Origin of the sequence: Franzmannia qiaohouensis (genome assembly GCF_031451695.1) — a bacterium.
GTDB lineage: Bacteria > Pseudomonadota > Gammaproteobacteria > Pseudomonadales > Halomonadaceae > Franzmannia > Franzmannia qiaohouensis.
Map to the genome: position 1 here is coordinate 249,622 of NZ_JARWAM010000003.1, position 19,827 is coordinate 269,448.

A 19,827-nucleotide genomic window follows, 5' to 3' on the forward strand; every position below is an offset into this window, starting at 1 on the left:
CGCCTTCAACGGCTCTTCTGCCACGCCACCTGATCGCGCAGGTAGACCGGCTGAGCGGCCGCCGCCGCGCCGCGCTCGCCGGCGGCGTAGCGCTGGGCGGCCAGTCGCACCAGATCCTCGGCGGCGGGCTGCCAGTCGTCGAGATGCTGGCTGATGCCGGCCTGCAGGCTGGCGTGCATCGACGGCCATAGCGCCCAGCCCGAGCCGACGCCGACCCAGTCGGCCTCCTCATGCCCGGGCGGCAGCGTCAGCCGCTCGGGGGGCATGACCGCCTCAGCGGCCAGCGACGTCAGCTCGCCGTCCTGGCAGCGGTAAGCCCCCACGTAGATCTCGCCCATGCGCGCATCGAGGGCCGGCAGCACGTAGCGCAGGTGCAGGCGGCGATGGCCGGCCAGCGCCAGGGCGGCCAGGGTCGAGACGCCCAGCAGCGGCTTGTCGAGGCCGTAGGCCAGGCCCTGGGCGGTGCCCGCGGCGATCCGCAGGCCGGTGAAGGAGCCGGGGCCGTGGCCGTAGGCCAGGGCGTCGAGGTCGGCAAGCGCCACGCCCGCCTCGGCCAGCACCTCGTCGACCATCGGCATCAGCCGCCGGGTGTGTTCACGGGGCGCCTCGACGAAACGCGTCACGACGTCGGCATCGCGCCCGGCGGGCTGGTGCCAGAGGGCCACGGAACAGGCGGTCGAAGAGGCGTCTAACGCCAGCAGGGTGGGCATGGGGCATCGCTCTCGGTGGGCAAATCGAACGCCGGGATTATACGCCAACGGCCCGCAAAATGCGGGCCGTTGCAGCTACCAACAACTGGCTGGGTCAGCCCTCCAGAGCGTCGATCACCTGGCGGGTAATGTCGTTGACGCTGCCCACGCCTTCCACACGGTGGTAGGCCGGCGCGGCCTCGGGATCCTGCTCGGCCCACGACTGGTAGTAGTCGACCAGCGGCGCGGTCTGCTCGTGGTAGACCGCCAGGCGATTGCGCACCGTCGACTCGCGGTCGTCGTCGCGCTGGATCAGCGCTTCGCCGGTGACATCGTCCTTGGCGTCTTCCTTGGGTGGATTGTATTCGACGTGGTAGACACGCCCTGAGCCGGGGTGCACACGACGTCCGGCGAGGCGCTTGACGATCTCCTCGTCGGCCACGGCGATCTCCAGCACGTGGTCGAGCTTGACCCCGGCCTCCTTCATGGCATCGGCCTGGGGAATGGTGCGCGGAAAGCCGTCGAACAGGAAACCGTTCTCGCAGTCCGGCTGGGCGATGCGCTCCTTGACCAGCGCGATGATGATGTCGTCGGACACCAGCCCCCCGCTGGTCATGATCTCCTTGACCTTGAGCCCCAGCTCACTGCCCTCCTTGACCGCCGCACGCAGCATGTCACCGGTGGAGATCTGCGGAATCTTGAAACGCTCGCAGATGAACTGGGCCTGGGTGCCTTTGCCGGCACCCGGGGCGCCCAACAGGATCAAACGCATGGGTACTGCTCCTTGAACGAGTTGAAAACGTTTTTATAAATGTGGGTAATGAACAGAGGTAAGCACAGTTAGCGCGACAATACCCCGCGCGAGACGCCTAGACAAGCCGACCATTCGCCGAAGAGCCCTGCCACTTTTTATAAAAAAGCTTTCAATACATAAGGTTGAACAACAAGTTGCACTTTGGTCTGGCGCCCGCCGCTCGCCTTGGCGGTGGCCCATACGCAAGACGGCGCCCGCAGGCGCCGTCTCGACTACCGCGCGCTGCCTTACATCAGCAGGCGGCGGATATCGCTCAGCAGCTGTCCCAGCAGCGCCGTGAAGCGCGCCGCATCGGCACCGTTGACCGCACGGTGGTCGTAGGACAGGCACAGCGGCATCATCAGCCGCGGCTGGAAGGCCGCGCCATCCCATACCGGCTTCATCTGCGCCTTGGAGACCCCCAGGATGGCGACCTCCGGGGCGTTGACGATGGGCGTGAAGGCGGTGCCACCAATCGAGCCCAGGCTGGAGATGGTGAAGCAGCCACCGGTCATCTCCTCGCGCTTGAGCTTCTTGGTCTGCGCCTTCTTGGCCAGCTCGACGCTCTCCTTGGCCAGCTCGATCAGCGACTTCTGGTCGGCGTTGCGGATCACCGGCACCATCAAACCGTCCGGGGTGTCCACCGCCAGGCCGATGTGGACGTACTTCTTCCACACCAGGGTCTCGCCGTCGGCCTTGAGGCTGACGTTGAACTGCGGGTACTGCCGCAGGGCGAAAGCGCACGCCTTGATCAGGAACGGCAGCGGCGTGAGCTTGGCGCCCTGAGCCTCTGCCTCGGCCTTCATCGACTTGCGGAAGTCCTCCAGCTCGCTGATGTCGGCTTCGTCGAACTGGGTGACGTGGGGCAGGTTGACCCAGCTGCGGTGCAGGTTGGTGGCGCCCATCTTCATCAGGCGGCCCATCGGCTTCTCTTCGATCTCGCCGAACTGGCTGAAGTCCTGATCGGGGATCGGCGGAATGCCACTGCCACCCGCGGCGGGAGCCGCCGCTGCCGGCGTCTCGGCCTTGCCGGCCATGACCTGCTTGACGTAGGCCTGGACATCCTCCTTGAGCACCCGCTCCTTGGGGCCGCTGGGCTTGACCAGCCCCAGGTCGACGCCCAGCTCGCGGGCCAGCATGCGTACCGCCGGGCCGGCGTGAACCAGCTTGCCGTCGCGCGGCTTGTGGGCCGCCATCTGCGCCTCGGGGCTCGGCGTGCCGGCCGCTGACGGCGCCGGCTTGCTGGCCTTGGGCGCCTCGGCCTTGGGTGATTCAGCCTTCGCCGCGCTCGGCTCGGCCTTGGCTGCCGGCTTGCTGCCCGCCACCTCGATATAGCCGATCAGATCGCCCTCGGAGACCGTATCGCCCTCCTTGACGGTAAGCTCCAGCAGCTTGCCCTTGTAGGGGCTCGGCACGTCCATCGAGGCCTTGTCGGACTCCAGCGTGATCAGCGGGTCTTCCTCGTCGATCTCGTCACCGGCACTGGCAGCGATCTCGATGATCGGCACATCAGAGGAGCCGGACAGATCCGGCACGCGGATCTCCTTGCGCTCCGGCTCGCCGGATGCGGCCTCTTCCTGCTGCGGTTCGGGCTCAGCGGCCTGTTGCTGGGGCTCGGCGGCAGCCGGCTCCTGGGCCTCATCGCCGCCCTCGCCGCTAACTTCCATGGTGCCGATCACGTCGCCTTCGGAGACCGTATCGCCCTCCTTGACGCTAAGCGAGACCAGCTTGCCGGTATGCGGGCTGGGCACATCCATGGAGGCCTTGTCGGACTCCAGGGTGATCAGGGTGTCCTCTTCGGCAACCTCGTCGCCTGCCGAGACGGCTACCTCGATGATCTCGACATCGCTGGAGCCGCCCAGGTCGGGCACCTTGATCTCGACGGTCTGCTTGCCGCCAGCGCCGGACTTGGCCGCCGGCTTCTCCTTGGCGGGGGCCGGCTCGGCCGCGGCCTGCTCGCCGCTGGACGCCTTGCTCGCGCCCTGATCGGCGCTGCCGGCATCACTGTCGCCGCTGCCCTCCGCTTCCAGCTCGACGATGTCGTCGCCTTCGGAGACCGTATCGCCCTCCTTGACCAGCACTTTGAGTACCTTGCCGCCCTTGGGCGATGGCACGTCCATGCTGGCCTTGTCGGACTCCAGGGTGATCAGGGTGTCTTCGGCCTCGATGACGTCGCCTGCGGACACCGCGATCTCGATGATTTCGACATCGGTGCTACCGCCGATGTCGGGGACTTTGATGATTTCGCTACTCAAGGTCGCGCTCCTTCCAAATCGTGCTCGGAACCGGCGGGCCTATGGCGGCACGCCGCCGGTTCCAGATCAGCGGGTCAACGGCTCACACCATCAGCGGGTTAGGCTTCTTGGGATCGATGCCGTACTTCTTGATCGCCTCGCTGACCACCTTGCGGTCCAGCTCGCCGCGGTCGGCCAGCGCCTTGAGCGCAGCCACGGTAACGAACTTGCGATCGACCTCGAAGAAGTGACGCAGCTTCTCACGGGTGTCGGAACGCCCGAAGCCATCGGTACCCAGTACATGGTAGTCGGTCGGCACCCAGGCGCGGACCTGGTCGGCGAACAGCTTCATGTAGTCGGTGGAGGCGATGGCCGGGCCCTTGCGCCCTTCCAGGCAGGTGGTGACGTGGGGCTTGCCCGGCTCGTCCTCGGGGTTGAGGAAGGCCTGGCGATCCACCTCGAGGGCTTCGCGGCGCAGCTCGTTGAAGCTGGTCACGCTCCAGATGTCCGCACCGATGTCCCACTCCTCCTTGAGCATCTCGGCGGCGGCTTCGACCTCGCGCAGGATGGTGCCTGAGCCCAGCAGCTGGACGTGGCCCTTCTTGCCCTGGGTCTCGCGCAGCAGGTACATGCCCTTGATGATGTCCTCGCGGGGCACCGTCTCGAGCTCGGGATGCTCGTAGTTCTCGTTCATCACCGCCAGGTAGTAGAAGCAGTTCTCCTTGTCGACGAACATGCGCTTCAGGCCGTCATGTACGATCACCGCCACTTCGTGGGCATAGGTCGGGTCGTAGCTGCGGCAGTTGGGGATGGTCGAGGCCAGGATATGACCGTGGCCGTCCTGGTGCTGCAGCCCCTCGCCGTTGAGCGTGGTGCGACCGGCGGTGCCGCCGACCAGGAAGCCGCGCGCCTGCAGGTCGCCGGCCGCCCAGGCCAGGTCGCCGATGCGCTGGAAGCCGAACATCGAGTAGTAGACGTAGAACGGCAGCAGCGTCAGGTTGTTGTTGCTGTACGAGGTGGCGGCGGCGATCCACGCCGACATGGCGCCGGCCTCGGTGATGCCCTCCTCGAGGATCTGGCCCTTCTGATCCTCGCGATAGAACATGATCTGGCCTTTATCCACCGGCTCGTACTTCTGGCCTTCGGAGGTGTAGATACCCAGCTGGCGGAACATGCCCTCCATGCCGAAGGTACGCGCCTCGTCGGGGATGATCGGCACAACCTTCTTGCCAACCTTCTTGTCCTTGACCAGGCCGTTGAGGACCCTCACGAAGGCCATGGTGGTGGAGACTTCGCGGCCCTTGGAACCGCCCATCTGGGAGGCGAAGGTCTTGTCTTCCAGCGCCGGGATCTCGAGCGCCTCGAAGTCGTTGCGGCGCTGCGGCAGATAGCCGCCCAGGCGCTCGCGCTGCAGGTGCATGTACTTCATTTCCGGCGAGTCGTCGTCGGGCTTGTAGTACGGCACCTCCTTGAGCTGCTCGTCGGAGAGCGGAATGCCGAAGCGGTCGCGGAAGCGCTTGAGGGCCTCGTACTCCATGCTCTTGAGCTGGTGCGCCTCGTTGGCGGCCTCGCCGTCGCCGCCACCCATGCCGTAGCCCTTGACGGTATGCGCCAGGATCACGGTGGGGCGGCCGTTGGAGTTATTGACCGCCGCGTGGTAGGCGGCATAGACCTTGTAGGGGTCGTGGCCGCCGCGGTTGAGCTTCCAGATGTCCTCGTCGGACATGTCCTTGACCAGCTCGGCGGTCTCCGGGTACTTGCCGAAGAAGTGCTCGCGGGTATAGGCGCCGCCGTTGGCCTTGTAGTTCTGGTAGTCGCCGTCGACCGCCTCATCCATGCGCTTCTGCAGCACGCCCTTCTTGTCCTGCTCGAACAGCGGATCCCAGAAGCGGCCCCAGACCACCTTCTGCACGTTCCAGCCGGCACCGCGGAACACGCCCTCGAGCTCGTCCATGATCCGCGAGTTACCGCGCACCGGGCCGTCGAGACGCTGCAGGTTGCAGTTGATGACAAAGATCAGGTTGTCGAGCCGCTCGCGGCTGGCCAGGTGAATGGCACCCAGCGATTCCGGCTCGTCGCACTCGCCGTCGCCCATGAAGCACCAGATCTTGCGATCGTGCATGTCCTTCATTTCGCGGGAGTGGAGGTACTTCATGACGTGGGCCTGGTAGATGGCCTGGATCGGCCCCAGCCCCATCGACACGGTGGGGAACTGCCAGAAGTCCGGCATCAGCCACGGGTGCGGATAGGAGGAGAGGCCGTCGCCGTCGACTTCCTGACGGAACTTGTCCATCTGGTCATGAGTGAGGCGACCCTCGAGGAAGGCACGCGCATAGATGCCCGGCGCCACGTGGCCCTGGATATATACCAGGTCACCCTCGAAGTCGCCGCTTGGGGCGCGGAAGAAGTGGTTGAAGCCCACGTCATACAGCGTCGCCGCCGACATGAAGCTGGCGATGTGGCCGCCCAGCCCCGGGTTGGCGCTGTTGTTGCGGATCACCTGGGCAATGGCGTTATAGCGTATCAGCGAGCGAATGCGCCGCTCCATGAACAGGTCGCCGGGCATGTGCGCTTCGCGATGCACCGGGATACTGTTGCGATGGGGGGTCGTCACCGAGAAGGGTACCTGCATGCCGTCACGACGCAGGCGGTCGGCCAGACGGCTCAACAGGTATTGGGCGCGATCTTCGCCCTCGCGATCCAGGACCGATTCCAGGGATTCCATCCATTCCGTGGTTTCGACCGGATCGAGATCTTCTCTTGCCTCCAGACTCATAGACGTCTCTCCGAATGAAGATATTGTGTCGGTCTGCCCTCACCGCAGTGATGTGGAGGGGCATGTGGCGCTCTTCAGTGCGGGCATGACCTTCTATGGGTCATATCTCCGGAAAATCGTGCTGTAATTTGGTTACAGCGGGGCGCGTAGAAAGCCCGTCGTAGGCCGATGAAGATACCGCAAAGCCTGGCCCCTGCCAATTGTAACCGTCATGGAAATCGATTCCATATAAAATATTGCGCCGCAGCACAAGGCCTTGCGACCCCTACCCCAAGCCTAGACGAAAAGTGCCAACATGTAGTGTTACTACATGCAATCCAGCAGACAGCGGCGCATGAAGGCCCAGTCGAAGGCCGGTCCCGGGTCGCTCTTGCGCAGCGGGGCGATCCGCGCATGGCCGGTGATGCGGCCCGGCGTAAGCGCCGGATAGTGCTCGCATAGGGCCGTGATGATCCGCGCCAGGACACGATACTGGGCCTCGCGGTAGGCCGACACCTCATCGCCCTCGAGCTCGATGCCGATACTGAAGTCGTTGAGCTCGACCCGCTCGCAGCGACGCTGAGGATCGAACCAGCGTGAGCGGCCAGCGTGCCAGGCGCGCTCGTCGAAGGGCACGAACTGCACGCACTCGCCGTCGCGGCGGATCAGCAGGTGCGCCGAGACTCGCAGGCCGGCAATACCGGCAAAATAGGGATGCGCCGCGGGATCGAGGCGATTGGTGAATAGCCGCTCGATATCGCCGCCGCCGAACTCTCCCGGCGGCAGGCTGATCGAGTGCAGCACCAGCGCCGAGACCTCCCCAGCGGGGCGCGCATTGCGATTGGGCGAAGGCAGGCGTCGGGCGGCGTCGAGCCAGCCCTCGCGAATGTCGGCAGCTCGCGTCACGGCTGATTCCTATGGCTGAATTGCCTATACTGACGGGCATTGTCGCACACCCCGACCTCCCACGTTCACCCTGCATCAAGGCCTGTCATGCACTATCAGCAAGCCCTCGCCGAAGAGATCCGCCAAGCCGCCGCCCGGCTGCTCGCCGAAGACGTCGGCCCGGGCGACATCACCGCCCAGTTGATTCCCGCCAACCAGTGGGCCAAGGCCAGCGTGATCAGCCGCGAAGACGCCGTGCTGTGCGGTGTGGCCTGGGCCGACGAGGTGTTCCGCCGCCTCGACGCCAAGGTCAGCCTGAAGTGGTTGGCCGCCGACGGCGATCGCCTCAGCGCCGGCCAGCCATTTCTCGAGCTGGAGGGGCCGGCGCGCAGCCTGCTCACCGGCGAACGCGCCGCGCTCAACCTGCTGCAGACGCTGTCGGCCACTGCCACCCGCACCCGCCACTACGTCGACCTGCTCGAGGGCACCGGCGTGCGCCTGCTCGACACCCGCAAGACGCTGCCCAACCTGCGCCTGGCGCAGAAGTACGCGGTGACCTGCGGCGGTGGCCACAATCATCGCATCGGCCTGTACGACGCCTTCCTGATCAAGGAGAACCATATCGCCGCCTGCGGCGGGATCGCCGCGGCGGTCAGGGAGGCCCGCGATATCGCCCGCGAGCTACCAGTGGAAGTCGAGGTCGAGACCTTCGATGAGCTCGACCAGGCGCTGGACGCCGGCGCCGACGTGATCATGCTCGACAACTTCACCCTGGAGGCAATGCGCGAGGCAGTCGCACGCACCGCAGGGCGGGCCACCCTGGAGGCCTCGGGCAACGTCGATGAGACCACCCTGCGCGCCATCGCCGAGACCGGCGTCGACTGCATCTCCAGCGGCGCCTTGACCAAGGACGTCAAGGCCATCGACCTGTCGATGCGTATTCTCGAGACCCGGACCGCCTGAGGTGGGACCGGCGAGTTTCATCCTCGAGGCCATCGGCCATATCGAAAGTGACTTCCGCGACAAGTTCGGCGTGCCCCGCCAGCCGGGGCTGGCTCCCGCCGCCCGCGCCCGGCTGGTACTTCACGGCGACTACGCCGACCCGCTGGCGGTACGCGGCCTGGATGGCTGCAGCCATGTGTGGCTGACCTTCATCTTCCACCACAGCCCCGAGCGCTGGACGCCGCTGGTGCGCCCGCCGCGGCTGGGCGGCAATGCCAAGCTCGGCGTCTTCGCCACCCGCAGCACCCACCGCCCCAATCGCCTGGGGCTGTCGCTGGCCACCCTCGGTGCCATCGACACCCGCCACGGCGTGGCCCTCGAGCTGCACGGCTGCGACCTGGTCGACGGTACCCCGGTGCTGGATATCAAGCCCTACTTGCCCTGGGCAGAGGCGCTGCCCGACGCCCGGGCCGGCATGGCCCCGGACGCCCCGCCACGCTATGCGGTGCGCTTCTGCCAGGATGCCGTGGATACCCTCGAGCAGCGCAGCGACAGTGGTTCGCTACGCGCCCTGATCGAGCAGGTGCTGGCCCAGGACCCGCGCCCCGCCTACCACCGCAAAACGGGTGACGCCGAGCGTATCTACGGCGTGCGGCTCAGGGATGTTGACGTGCGCTTTCGGGTGGAGCATGACGGCGAGCCAACATGGATGCACGTGATAGAGCTGGTGACTCTCGGCTAACGGGCCAGACTGGAGTGACCGGTTACAGTTACGAAATGAGCCTATCCGTATAGCTGTCAGTCACCTTCTGGTACTGGCTGGGCGAGGCACCGATATGGCGGCGAAAGAAGCGCGTGAAGTGGCCCTGTTCAGAGAACCCCAGGGACTCCGACAGATTGCCCAGAGTGCCGGAGCGATTGTCGGACAGACAACGAAACGCCATCTGCATCTTACCGATATTGGCGAACATCTGCGGCGTCATGCCGGTGTTCTTCTTGAACAGGGTAAAGAAGTGCGCCCGGGAAAGGCCGCACTGCCGCGCGATGCCTTCCATGTCCAGTTCACCCTGTGGATGGTTGAGAATGAACTGGCTCGCCTGGCGAATGCGAGCATCATAGAAGTCGCTGGCGACACCCACTCGTAACTTGGCCAAGTGGCGCCAGTCGGAATGTTTCTCGGTGATCCCGATCAGCAAATCGAAAAGCAGCTCTGCCAGCCTGTCCTGAGGCACAAACCCGAAAGAGAACATGGCATCGATCAGCAAGTCCGCATGATCCCGCATGCGGGGCGTAAGTTCGATGCAGGGGCTGGGGAAGAAGTCGGGGCGACCACTCAGTGCCATTCCACGCTGCAAGGCCGCCAACCAGCTTGGCTCGATGTAGAGGGCCAGGATCAGAGTGTCGGCGGCACCGCTCTGGTGATCGTAGAAGTGCGGCTCCCAGGCGTTGATGAGCACCGCCGTCCTGTCGGTTAGCGGCAGCCGGCGATCACGTACCGAGAAGTACGTATCCTCCCCGGAAACCTTAAGCAGTACATGGCATTCGGAATGGGCGTGGGGCACCAGCGACTCATCCATGTCCAGCAGGGCAACGCGACCAAACTCGCCATGCAAGATGCGGTGGGCACTCGACATGACGTCCTCGTCAGTGGAAGTGTAAGGCATGCTGATACAAGCCAGCGTACCATCTCTTACTCGCGCACCGGCCACAGCCAGACCAAAGTCGCATGGCAACCCACTCAGCGGCCATTATGCCTTCCCCAGGCAAGATCTAATGGCCGGTCCACATCCTGCACGACGCCCGGGTCCTGAACCTCGATCTCGATACAGGCATCCCGATGCCGCCGCACCACGCTGCGAGCTCCCTCGTCGTCGGTCAGCTACTCGAGCGAGCCCCAGAAACACCGGCCGAACAGCACCGGGTGACCACCCTGCCCTCGATAGAAGAGACGCACAATCGTTCGATCACTAGCCCTTGAGCACAATAGAGCAAAGGTGTCCGCGCTCAACCAAGGCATATCGCCCAGCATCACCGCCACCACAATGGCTTGGCTCTCGGTACTCAGAGCTCGGATGCCGTCGGCGAGGCTGGCCCCCATGCCTTGTTCTGCCGTCACGGCAACGATAGTGCCGCTATCCCTGGCGATGCCCAGATGGACGGGATCGTCCTCGATGGCCAGCACTACTCGAATCTCGTCGAAATGTGGCCGGAGACTCGCCAGCGTGGCGGCCAGGAGCGGCCCCTGCTGTGGCAGGTGCGCCAAGCGCTTGTCGTTGCCGAAGCGGCGCGCCCGACCGGCTGCCAATACTAGGGCAACGACGGCGTCAGAGGACATCTCGGGCTTTTCCATGGTAGACCCGCACGATATCGGCCACCACGGCCAGGGCAATCTCGGTCGGGGTCTTACTGCCTAGGTCGAGGCCGATCGGCATGTGGATGCGATCGATATCGGCCTGGGACAGCCCACCGGAACGCAGCAGCCGTGTGGCGCGGGCATCCGAGGTCCGGCGCGAGCCCATCACACCGATATAGAAGGCCTCGGTACGCACTGCCTCGATCATGGCCAGATCGTCGATGCGCGGATCGTGGGTCAAGGCCACTACCGCGGTTGCCGCATGGCAGCCCCCGGCGGCGATGAAGGCCGATGGCAACTGCGGCACCACCGTCACCCCGTCGATACAGAGCCCTTTTCGCATCTCCGGGCGAGGGTCACAGACGATCACCTCGTGGCCCAACGCCTGGGCGAAGCGAGCACAGGCCTCAGCCACCGGCGAGAGGCCGGCCAGCAGCAGGCGCAGCACGGGGCCGATACGGATTTCGACGGACGCAGGCCTGCGCACCACGCATGGCCCCTCGGCAACGTCATCATCGCGAGCCTGAAAGGCACTGGCACCGGCCTCAACATCGACTCGTCGCACCAGTCGGCGCTGCCCCTGCAGGGCCTGGTACAGCGCCTCGAGGTGCGCCAGCCAGGTGGCGTCGGGGGCACGGTGCTCGATCAGCACCTCGAGCACACCGCCGCAGGGCAGGGCGAGACGGTGGCTCTCCTCGCGACTTTCACCATAGCTACGCAGGGTCACCGACCGGTCGAAGTAGCCGGCGACAACTTCCTCGAGGAAGGCCTCCTCGACACAGCCGCCGGATAACGAGCCGACATGGTGACCATCGCGCCGGGCAACGAGCATTGCGCCCGGCGCCCGGGGTGACGAGCCGTAGGTCGCCAGCACCGTGCACAGCCAGATCGGGTGCCCCTCACGAACCCAGGCCAATGCCTGGGTGATCACTTGATGATCGAGGTCACGCATCGCTCCGCCCTCTCATGGCCACCGGTGGTTCAGCCGCGTTCAATCGGCCACCCGGGTCGTCTCGGTGTCGGGATCCAGTGTCTTCTCGCCCAACAGCAGGGAGATGGCAATGCCGCATACCAGCGCCCAGAACGGCGAGCTGATGCCCAACAGACTGATATTGCTCATCGCCACCACCAGAGCCACGAAGGCACCAACCTGGTGGCCGCGGTGGCTCGAAAAGGCATGCTGGAAGGCGGCCAGCAATACCCCGATCATCGCGAGGCCGGCCACGCTGCCTATGAGGGCACTGGGCAGAGCCAGGATGAAGGGTACCGCCGCACCGGCAAAGAGCCCGAAGGCACAGAACAGCACGCCATTGACCAGGGTGGCACCATAGCGGGTGCTCTTGTCGTCACCGGCCTGCTCCGAGGAGCAAATGGCCGTCATCGGACCAGCGATATTGGCGTTGTGGCCGCCGAGGAGGCCGGCGAGCATGCCACCGATGCCGCTAATGATGGTCATGGCATTGACCGGGGGACGGTACTCCTCGGCCAGCAGTACCCCGGTGGCCTGGGCGTTCTCGGCCCCGATCACCAGCGCCGCCAGCGGCACGGAGATGGCCAGGAAGGCACCCAGGGTGAAGCTCGGCGCGGTGAACTGAGGTGCCACGAAGGCGATGTCCACCTCGGCGGGCTGAACGGCCCCCATGGCGAAGGCCACGATGAGCCCAACCACCGCGGCCACCAGTACCGGCGGCACCGACTTGACGAAGCGTGAGCTGAGGAAGAAGGCCACCACCGCCGTGCCGGCGATCCAGGGTGCGGCCCCCACCGCATTCACCGCCCCGATGCCGAAGCGGATCAAGGCGCCCGCGATCATCGCCATGACGATCGGCATCGGTAGCCAGCGCATGATCCGCCCGACCACCCCGCTAATGCCCAGCGCCAGTACGATCGCCCCACTCATGATGAAGGCGCCGACCGCCTCGTTGAAGGGAATCGTCGCCAGGGCGGTGATCATGATCGCCGCCCCGGGAATCGAATAGGCGCCGGTAATCGGCTGACGATAGCGCAACGCCATGAATAGACTAATCAGGCCACCGAGAAAATAGATGGCAAACAGCCAAGCCACGGTCTGGCCATTGCTCAGGTTGCCGGCCTCGGCGGCACTGATCACGATCAGCGCCGGCCCCGAGCAACCGAACAGCGCTGCGACGGTGCCTGCACTGATCGACTTGGCCGTGAAGACCCGAGTCAGGTCCTTGAGCAGCGGACGCTTGGCGTCCAGGGCTGCACCTGGCGTGGGGCTGACCCCGTTGCTGTCGTGTGCTTGCATGATATCTCTCCAGGGGTTGTTGTTATGCAATGGGGTACGGGTCATTCACCGGTGAAGACGGCCCGGCGCTTGCCATGGAAGGCTTCGACACCCTCGCGGAAGTCGCTGGAGGTGCGCAGCCGGCTGTAGCAGTGACCTTCCATCTCGATGGCCACCGACAGCGTTGCATCCTCGTTGTCGTTGATCAGGCGCTTGGCGGTGCGCTGGGCAAGCGGCGAGAAGCCGCGCAGCTCATCCACCAGCGCCTGGGTAGCGCTCTCCAACTGATCATCGGGCACGCACTCGGTGGCGATACCCCACGCCAGTGCCTGGGCACCGCCGATGCGCTTGGCGCGCATCACCATGTGCTTGGTCCGGGCGATGCCGATGATCTTTTGCAGTCGGGCCGAGCCCCCGGAACCCGGGATCTGCCCCAGTTTCTGCTCCGGCAGGGCATAGAGGGTCGTCTCGGAGGCGATGCGGAAATCGCAGGCCAGCGACAGCTCGAAGCCGACGCCGAAGGTGTAGCCACGGTTGGCGGCGATCACCGGCTTCGAGCAGCGCGCCGGGGCGGCCACGTTGTCGGCGAGTTTCGAGACATGCTCGGGCGAGGCCTCGAGGAACCCCTTGATGTCGCCACCACTGGAGAAGTGTTCGCCCTCGGCGCGCAGCACGATGACCCGCACGCCGTCATGGGCGTCCAGTGCCTCGAACACGCGACGCAGCTCGTCGCGCTGGGGCATCGAGATCACGTTGAGCGGTGGACGGCCGAGGATGATGTCGGCGCGCTCGGCCTCGGCATCGACCTGGACCCTGAAGCCGTCGAAGTCGCTGGCCAGGATGGTGTTCACGTCGGTAGTAGTCATGTCTTGGTTCCTTGTCGGTTTGCTGGTCAGTGGGGTTGTACGCTGGGGGTATCCTGTTCGCGCAGTACGCGGCGCAGGATCTTGCCCACGGGGGACTTGGGAATCTCGTCGACGAAGACGTAGCGCCGCGGGCGCTTGAAGCGGGCCAGGCCACAATCGACGCAGTGCCGGTCGAGTTCGCCCTCATCTATGGCCTGTCGGGCCTTGACGAAGGCGGTGACCACCTCGCCCCACTGTTCGTCGGCCAGCCCCACCACCACGACCTCTTCCACCTGGGGGTGCACCGAGAGCACATTCTCGATCTCCACCGGGCTGACGTTCTCGCCGCCGGTGATGATCAGGTCATCGACCCGCCCCGTGACGAACAGGTCGCCGTCGGCGTCGAAGTAGCCGGTGTCGCTGGTGAAGTACCAGCCCTCCTTGAGCGCCTTGCGGTCGGCATCGGGGCGGTGCCAGTAGCCCTGGAAGGCCTCGTCGCCGGCCATGTCGGCGATGATCTCGCCCTCTTCCCCCACGCCCAGGATCGCGTCCGGCGACTCGGCGCCCACCCTGACCACCCGGATGCGCTGGTTGAGCGACGGCCGCCCCGACGACCCCGGCTTGTCACTGGCCCGTTGGTCGATGGTGAAGGTATAGATCTCGGAGCTGCCGTAGTGGTTGACGAACAGGCTGGGCTGGAAGGCCTCCTGAACCCGTGCCATCAGCCCCGCACTCATCGGCGCGCCGGCGAAGCCCAGCTTGTCGACGCTGACCACCCGTGACGGTGAGAACCCGGGATGCTCGATGAGCATGTGGTAGAGGGTCGGCACCAGATAGAGGTTCGTGACGCCCTCACGTTCGATGGCGTCGAGCGTCGCCGCGGGATCGAACTTCGGCACGCAGACGAAGTGGCCGTCGATCAGTGCCATCGACAGCAGCGAGCGCACGCCCATGGTGTGATAGAGCGGCATCACGCCGAGGGTGCACTCGTCGTGGCGATAGAGGTTCTGGGCCACATGGGCCAGCGCTGCGGCACGCTCGGCACGATGCAGGCGTGGCACGCCCTTGGGCTTGCCACTGGTGCCCGAGGTGTAGAGCATCAGCGAGACATCCTCGGCATCGGCACGCAATACCAGCTCACCGTCCACACCGAGCAGGGCGTCGAAGTCATGGGCACCGAGGTCCTCGACCCCTCCGGCAGTGATACGTGGCAGCCGCTGTGCCTCGGGACAGCCGTTCACCGCTTCGGCCACCGAAGCGTCATAGGCGAGAGCCTTGACCTCGGCATCCTCGATGCAGTAACTCAGATCCCGGGCCGTGGATCGCCAGTTGAGGGGGGTGACCACGATCCCGGCGAATTGGCAGGCCCAGTGCAGGGTCGCCATCTGCCAGCGGTTCTGCATCACCACCAGCAGACGGTCCCCCTTGGCCAGGCCCATCGCTTCGAGGCTCCTGGCCACGCTCTGGATATCGGCGAACCATTCGGCATAGGTCTTGCGTAGCTCGCCATCGGAAATGGCGATCGCCCGAGGGCGACGCTCCACCGAGACGAGAAAACTGCGACCAAGATCAAACATCGTTGTTCTCCTGTTGACTGTCAGGCACGGCCGCCTCGCGGTGCGTCCGGGCCACTTCGAGTACCGCCTGGACCATGCCGGTATAGCCGGTGCAACGGCACAGATGACCCGACAGCATGTCGCGCACCTGGGCCTCGCTGGGGTCGGCCACTCGGTCCAGGAACTCCTCGCAGGACATCAGAATGCCTGCGGTGCAGAAGCCGCACTGCAGGGCGTGATGACGCCGGAAAGCCTGTTGCAGATCGGAAAGGCCCTCCTCCCCTGCCAGCGACTCGACGGTGTCGAGCCGCCGACCCTCGGCCTGTACCGCGAGCATCAGGCAGCTGCGGCTGGCACGACCGTCGACACGCACCGTGCAGGCCCCGCACACGCCGTGCTCACAGCCCACGTGCGTGCCGGTGGCCCCCAGCTCGTGACGAAGGAAGTCACACAGCTGGGTACGGGGCTCGGCGTAGCCGCTGCGCTCGCGGCCATTGAGGGTCAGGGTCACACGAATGCGCTGGTCAGCCCTGGCGTGCATGGGCGCTCTCCTCGTCACTTGGCCCGCCGGCGATCAACTCCCGGCCGAGCTCACGGATCAACTGGCGGCGATAGGCCGCCGTGGCATGGGCATCGTCCTCGGCGCCCAAGGACCAGGCGAGGGCGTTGAGGGCCTCGCTCGGGTCATCGTGGCGGGCGAACTCGCGACTCACTGGGCGATCTGCGACGCCACCCACGCCGAGGGTGACGCGGTCGCTGTCGATCACCGCCGCCAGCGCGACAATGGCGAAGTCACCATGGCGCATGGCCACTTCGTGGAAGCGGTACTCCGCGCCCGGCCTCGCCAGGGGAAACCGCACCTCGGTGATCAGCTCGTCGGGGTGGCGGTCGGTGGTCAGTACGCCCTGGAAGAAGTCGCGAGCCGCCACCCGCCGCACCTTGCCGCGCCGGTTCTCGAGCACCACCTCACCTCCCAGGGTGGCCAGACACAGCGGCAGCTCGGCGCTGGGATCGGCGTGGGCGATCGAGCCGCACACCGTGCCGCGGTTACGGGTCTGCCAATGGCCGATCCAGGGCATCGCCTGGGCCAGCAACGGGACCGCCCCGGCGAGACCGGGGTACTCGAGTAGTTCGGCCTGGGTCACCCCGGCGCCCACGGCCAGATGGTCATCACGACGCTCGATGTAGTGCAGGTCCTCGATACCCGCGATATCGATCAGCCGCTTGGGCTGGGCCAGGCGCATGTTGAGCACCGCCATCAACGACTGCCCCCCGGCGATCAGCCGAGCGTCGTCCCCAGCCTCATACAGCAGCTCGCAGGCCTCGCGACGGCTCGACGGGCGCAGATAATCGAAAGCAGCAGGTTTCATGAGCGACCTCCCCGGCCGGCGAACAGGACCTTGAGGCGCTGCCACAGCGACAGCCGTGGTGCGGCGCCGCCCATGCGCTGGGCCAGGCGAGCGAAGATCTGGCCGATGATCATTCGCGAGGCGCTTTGCAGCATGCGCCCGCCCACCGAGGCGACCTTGCCGCCCACGGCGGCGTCGTAGTCGTAGTCGAGTCGTGTCTGGCCGCCCTCGATCTCGGTCAGCCGAATTTGCGCACTGCCCTCCGCCGAGCCCATGGCGCTGATGCCGGCCCCGGAGAGCCGCAGAACGTGCGGAGGGTCGAGGTCGGAGAGTGCCACCCGCGCGTCGAAGCGCGCGCGGATCATCCCCACGCCGACGGTGACATCGGCGCGGTAGGCGTTCTCGCCGGTAAGTTCCAGGGCATGGCAGCCAGGGATGATCGCCTGCAGGGTCTCGGGATCGAGCAGGGTGTCGAAGACTGCCTGAGGGCTGCCCGGCAGCGTCACCGAGTCGCTGGCGGTGAGCCGCGAGCCGCCACCAGATGCGGGAGCCGTCTGATCCTCGCCCACTCCTTTGGGCCGCGGAGGCTCCTCGATGCCGATCAGAGTGCGCACCTTGGACGGTGTCAGCGGCAACTCGATGTCCGCGATGCCCAGCGCATCGGCCACGGCATTGGCGATGCACACCGGGGTGCTCATGTTGTTGCCCTCGCCGACCCCCTTGGCACCCAGCGGGGTGAACGGCGACGGCGTCTCCCTGTGCAGGATCAGTGGTTCAGGCACCTCGACGCTGGTCGGTACGAGGTAGTCAGCGAAGGTGCCGGACTGGAAGCTGCCGTCATCACCGTAAGCGAATTCTTCCATGAGAGCGGCACCCAACCCTTGGGCGAAGGCACCGCGCACCTGGCCGTCGACAAGATCCGGATTGAGCATACGCCCGGCATCGTGGAGCGTGACGTAGCGGTCCAGATGCAACTTGCCGGTGATCCGGTCGATCTCTACACCGCAGTAGTCGAAGATGAAGCCATAGCACAAGGAGCTGTTGATCAGGTCGTTGTCATCCGGGGCAGCCAGTTCGGGCGGCGACCAGAAGGCCGTTTCGCGAAGCCCACCCGGCTCGTTATCCGGTAGCGTCCCCGGCGCCCAGTGGGTAGCACCAGCGAGACGCGCAAACGGCATCGACAACTCGCTGTCTTCCACCAGTACGCGGCTGGCAGCGAAACGGACACGCTCGACATCGACGTCCCATTGGGCGGCGGCGATACCGGCCAGGCGCTCACGCACCTTGAGTGCCGCCAAGTAGACCGCACCGGCCACGGCACCGGAAAAGCGGCTGGAGTAGTTGCCCGAGGCGATCGACCAGGCGTCCTTGCCAGTGTCGAGTTCCACATTGACGCTGATCGACTCCAGCGGCACCCCAAGTACCTCGGCGATCACCTGGGCGACCACCGTGCGATGGCCCTGCCCCTGAGGGGTCGAGGAGACATGAGCGCTGATGTCACCAAGCGGCCCCACGCTGATCGTCGCGGTGCTCACCGCCCCGTTCTTGGGACCGGCCTTGCGCCGCTCCTCGGGCGTCATGGCGGTGGTGATATACCCCATGTTGGAGATCGAGGGTTCCACCGCCACGGTATAGCCTATGCCATAGAGCCGCCCCTCGCGCCGTGCCGCCTCACGGCGCGCCAGCAACTCGTCCAGCCCGCCTTCACGAACACCCTGTTCTACCGAGGCGGGATAGTCGCCGGAGTCGAGCAGAGCCCCGGCCGCGGCGCGGTAGGGGAAACTCCCGGACGGCACCAGGTTGCGGCGGATCACCTCGAGAGGATCGAGGTCGAGTTCCACGGCGATGCGCTGCATCAACCGCTCGAGGGCGAAATAGACCTGGGGGCCGCCGAAGCCACGGTTGAGTCCCGTAGGCGTCTTGTTGGTCAGCGCGACGCGGTTGCGCACGGAGAGATGTTCGATGGCGTAAGCACCGGTAAGGTTGCCGTGCATGCGATAGAAGGTGGCCGGCTCAGGAGCGCGCAGATAGGCCCCGCAGTCGTCGACCTGATCCCAGTGCAGGGCAGTGACACGACCGTCATGGGTCACCGCGGCTTCGATCTCGGTCACTCGATTGGTGGCCGAAGAGGCGCCTTGCAGGTGCTCGAGACGATCCTCCACCCACTTGACCGGGGCGCCGGCCTTTCGTGCGGCCAGGCCCATCATCACCACATAGGGAAACACCCCCTGTTTGATGCCGAAGCTGCCCCCGGAGTCCGGCGGGGTACGCAGGCGCAGGCGGTTGCCGGGCACCTTGAGTGCACGGGCCATCACCGAGTGCAGTGCGTAGGGGCCCTGAAAGTTGGAGAGCACATCATAGCTAGCATTCGCCGGGTCATACTCGGCGATCACCACATAGCACTCCATCGGCGTACAGGAGCTGCGCGGGACACGCACCTTGATCGAGATGCGGCGCTCGGCCTCGGCGAAGGCTCGCTCGGGGTCGCCATAACGGAAGTAGCGCTCGCTGACCACGTTGCTGCCCACCGCCTCGTGAAGCAGCGGGGCGTCTTCGGCGATAGCCGTTTCGGTGTCCACCGCAACGGGCAGCGTCTGGTACTCGACGCGGATGGCGTCAAGGGCATCCTCGGCGAGGTAGCGGCTCTCGGCCATCACCACGGCGACCGGCTCGCCGACATAGCGCACCTTGTCGACCGCGAGGCACCAGTGCTCCATGGGCTGGCGCACGCCTACGGGAAACGGCTGCGCCCAGCGCTTGATATCCTCGCCGGTGAGTACGGCGTGCACGCCGGGCATGGTCAGCGCGGCTGTGACATCCACCTGGGTCAGGCGTGCATGGGCGTGGGGTGAGCGCAACACCGCGGCATGCAGGGTGCCCGGCATAACCGCAAGATCATCGGCGTAGCGGCCATGGCCACGCAGCAGGGTATCGTCCTCGACGCGCTGCTGCCGACGGCCAATCTGGCCCGACTGACCCTCCCGCATGGTTGGCTCGAAATAGTTCATTCAGCTCTCCACGATGGCCGTGTCGGAATCAGTTGCCATCTAGAGAGGAGTCTATGGAGCGATGCATCGCTCGGCCTTGCCCGGCGGGCTGGAGTTTGGCCCTGGCATCGGCTGATTTACCCGAGAGTCTGAATTGCTACCAAAGGATAAGGAGCCGTCAGCAGAGCAGA

Annotated in this window: 16 protein-coding genes; 2 read left to right on the plus strand and 14 right to left on the minus strand. The window is 65.7% G+C overall.

Going from position 1 to position 19,827, the window contains the following annotated elements:
* Positions 1-5 precede the first annotated feature (5 nt).
* The 5 genes from tsaB to ampD all read right to left on the minus strand — a co-directional run bounded on the left by tsaB (position 6) and on the right by ampD (position 7,377).
* Positions 6-710: a tRNA (adenosine(37)-N6)-threonylcarbamoyltransferase complex dimerization subunit type 1 TsaB gene (tsaB, locus tag QC821_RS05365; protein ID WP_309718015.1), complete on the minus strand. Its 705-nt coding sequence runs from the start codon at positions 708-710 to the stop codon at positions 6-8.
* Positions 711-804: 94 nt separating this feature from the next.
* Positions 805-1,461: an adenylate kinase gene (gene adk / locus QC821_RS05370; RefSeq protein ID WP_309718016.1), complete on the minus strand. Its 657-nt coding sequence runs from the start codon at positions 1,459-1,461 to the stop codon at positions 805-807.
* A 269-nt stretch (positions 1,462-1,730) separates the two neighbouring features.
* On the minus strand, positions 1,731-3,737 hold the full coding sequence (gene aceF, locus QC821_RS05375; protein ID WP_309718019.1) for a pyruvate dehydrogenase complex dihydrolipoyllysine-residue acetyltransferase: 2,007 nt from the start codon (positions 3,735-3,737) through the stop codon (positions 1,731-1,733).
* An 82-nt stretch (positions 3,738-3,819) separates the two neighbouring features.
* Complete coding sequence (aceE, locus tag QC821_RS05380) at positions 3,820-6,492, minus strand: pyruvate dehydrogenase (acetyl-transferring), homodimeric type (protein WP_309718021.1); 2,673 nt, start codon at positions 6,490-6,492, stop codon at positions 3,820-3,822.
* A gap of 306 nt (positions 6,493-6,798) precedes the next feature.
* A complete protein-coding gene (gene ampD / locus QC821_RS05385) occupies positions 6,799-7,377 on the minus strand; it encodes a 1,6-anhydro-N-acetylmuramyl-L-alanine amidase AmpD (RefSeq protein WP_309718022.1) in 579 nt (192 codons plus the stop codon).
* 87 nt (positions 7,378-7,464) lie between these two features.
* On the opposite strand from ampD, the gene nadC reads away from it, so the two are divergent.
* Complete coding sequence (gene nadC, locus QC821_RS05390) at positions 7,465-8,319, plus strand: carboxylating nicotinate-nucleotide diphosphorylase (protein ID WP_309718025.1); 855 nt, start codon at positions 7,465-7,467, stop codon at positions 8,317-8,319.
* Between the two features lies 1 nt (position 8,320).
* The gene (gene tsaA, locus QC821_RS05395) at positions 8,321-9,040 is read left to right on the plus strand and encodes a tRNA (N6-threonylcarbamoyladenosine(37)-N6)-methyltransferase TrmO (RefSeq protein ID WP_309718027.1); all 720 of its coding nucleotides are present in this window, start codon (positions 8,321-8,323) and stop codon (positions 9,038-9,040) included.
* A 28-nt stretch (positions 9,041-9,068) separates the two neighbouring features.
* Here tsaA and QC821_RS05400 read toward each other — a convergent pair whose 3' ends face one another.
* The 9 genes from QC821_RS05400 to QC821_RS05440 form a co-directional block, all read right to left on the minus strand.
* Positions 9,069-9,932, minus strand: coding sequence for a helix-turn-helix transcriptional regulator (locus tag QC821_RS05400; protein ID WP_309718029.1), 864 nt, complete (start codon positions 9,930-9,932; stop codon positions 9,069-9,071).
* A gap of 245 nt (positions 9,933-10,177) precedes the next feature.
* A complete protein-coding gene (locus QC821_RS05405) occupies positions 10,178-10,648 on the minus strand; it encodes a nucleotidyltransferase family protein (RefSeq protein WP_309718031.1) in 471 nt (156 codons plus the stop codon).
* The gene (locus tag QC821_RS05410) at positions 10,623-11,603 is read right to left on the minus strand and encodes an XdhC family protein (RefSeq protein WP_309718035.1); all 981 of its coding nucleotides are present in this window, start codon (positions 11,601-11,603) and stop codon (positions 10,623-10,625) included. Before QC821_RS05410 ends, QC821_RS05405 begins: the two co-directional genes overlap by 26 nt.
* A gap of 39 nt (positions 11,604-11,642) precedes the next feature.
* Entirely contained in the window at positions 11,643-12,920 is a 1,278-nt protein-coding gene (locus QC821_RS05415) for a benzoate/H(+) symporter BenE family transporter (protein WP_309718038.1), read from the minus strand.
* A gap of 41 nt (positions 12,921-12,961) precedes the next feature.
* Entirely contained in the window at positions 12,962-13,765 is an 804-nt protein-coding gene (locus QC821_RS05420; RefSeq protein WP_263582807.1) for an enoyl-CoA hydratase/isomerase family protein, read from the minus strand.
* 26 nt (positions 13,766-13,791) lie between these two features.
* Complete coding sequence (locus QC821_RS05425) at positions 13,792-15,321, minus strand: AMP-binding protein (RefSeq protein ID WP_309718041.1); 1,530 nt, start codon at positions 15,319-15,321, stop codon at positions 13,792-13,794.
* Complete coding sequence (locus QC821_RS05430) at positions 15,314-15,841, minus strand: (2Fe-2S)-binding protein (protein ID WP_309718044.1); 528 nt, start codon at positions 15,839-15,841, stop codon at positions 15,314-15,316. Before QC821_RS05430 ends, QC821_RS05425 begins: the two co-directional genes overlap by 8 nt.
* Positions 15,825-16,670, minus strand: coding sequence for an FAD binding domain-containing protein (locus tag QC821_RS05435; protein ID WP_309718045.1), 846 nt, complete (start codon positions 16,668-16,670; stop codon positions 15,825-15,827). The genes QC821_RS05430 and QC821_RS05435 overlap by 17 nt, the downstream gene beginning before the upstream one ends.
* A complete protein-coding gene (locus QC821_RS05440) occupies positions 16,667-19,657 on the minus strand; it encodes a xanthine dehydrogenase family protein molybdopterin-binding subunit (RefSeq protein WP_309718047.1) in 2,991 nt (996 codons plus the stop codon). The genes QC821_RS05435 and QC821_RS05440 overlap by 4 nt, the downstream gene beginning before the upstream one ends.
* Positions 19,658-19,827: the final 170 nt, after the last annotated feature.

Coding starts and splice junctions, on each gene's coding strand:
- nadC (WP_309718025.1), top strand. CDS start 7,465: ATGCACTATCAGCAAGCCCTCGCCGAAGAGATCCGCCAAGCCGCCGCC.
- QC821_RS05415 (WP_309718038.1), bottom strand. CDS start 12,920: ATGCAAGCACACGACAGCAACGGGGTCAGCCCCACGCCAGGTGCAGCC.
- QC821_RS05430 (WP_309718044.1), bottom strand. CDS start 15,841: ATGCACGCCAGGGCTGACCAGCGCATTCGTGTGACCCTGACCCTCAAT.
- QC821_RS05405 (WP_309718031.1), bottom strand. CDS start 10,648: ATGGAAAAGCCCGAGATGTCCTCTGACGCCGTCGTTGCCCTAGTATTG.
- QC821_RS05435 (WP_309718045.1), bottom strand. CDS start 16,670: ATGAAACCTGCTGCTTTCGATTATCTGCGCCCGTCGAGCCGTCGCGAG.
- tsaB (WP_309718015.1), bottom strand. CDS start 710: ATGCCCACCCTGCTGGCGTTAGACGCCTCTTCGACCGCCTGTTCCGTG.
- aceE (WP_309718021.1), bottom strand. CDS start 6,492: ATGAGTCTGGAGGCAAGAGAAGATCTCGATCCGGTCGAAACCACGGAA.
- adk (WP_309718016.1), bottom strand. CDS start 1,461: ATGCGTTTGATCCTGTTGGGCGCCCCGGGTGCCGGCAAAGGCACCCAG.
- QC821_RS05400 (WP_309718029.1), bottom strand. CDS start 9,932: ATGTCGAGTGCCCACCGCATCTTGCATGGCGAGTTTGGTCGCGTTGCC.
- QC821_RS05410 (WP_309718035.1), bottom strand. CDS start 11,603: ATGCGTGACCTCGATCATCAAGTGATCACCCAGGCATTGGCCTGGGTT.
- QC821_RS05425 (WP_309718041.1), bottom strand. CDS start 15,321: ATGTTTGATCTTGGTCGCAGTTTTCTCGTCTCGGTGGAGCGTCGCCCT.
- QC821_RS05420 (WP_263582807.1), bottom strand. CDS start 13,765: ATGACTACTACCGACGTGAACACCATCCTGGCCAGCGACTTCGACGGC.
- QC821_RS05440 (WP_309718047.1), bottom strand. CDS start 19,657: ATGAACTATTTCGAGCCAACCATGCGGGAGGGTCAGTCGGGCCAGATT.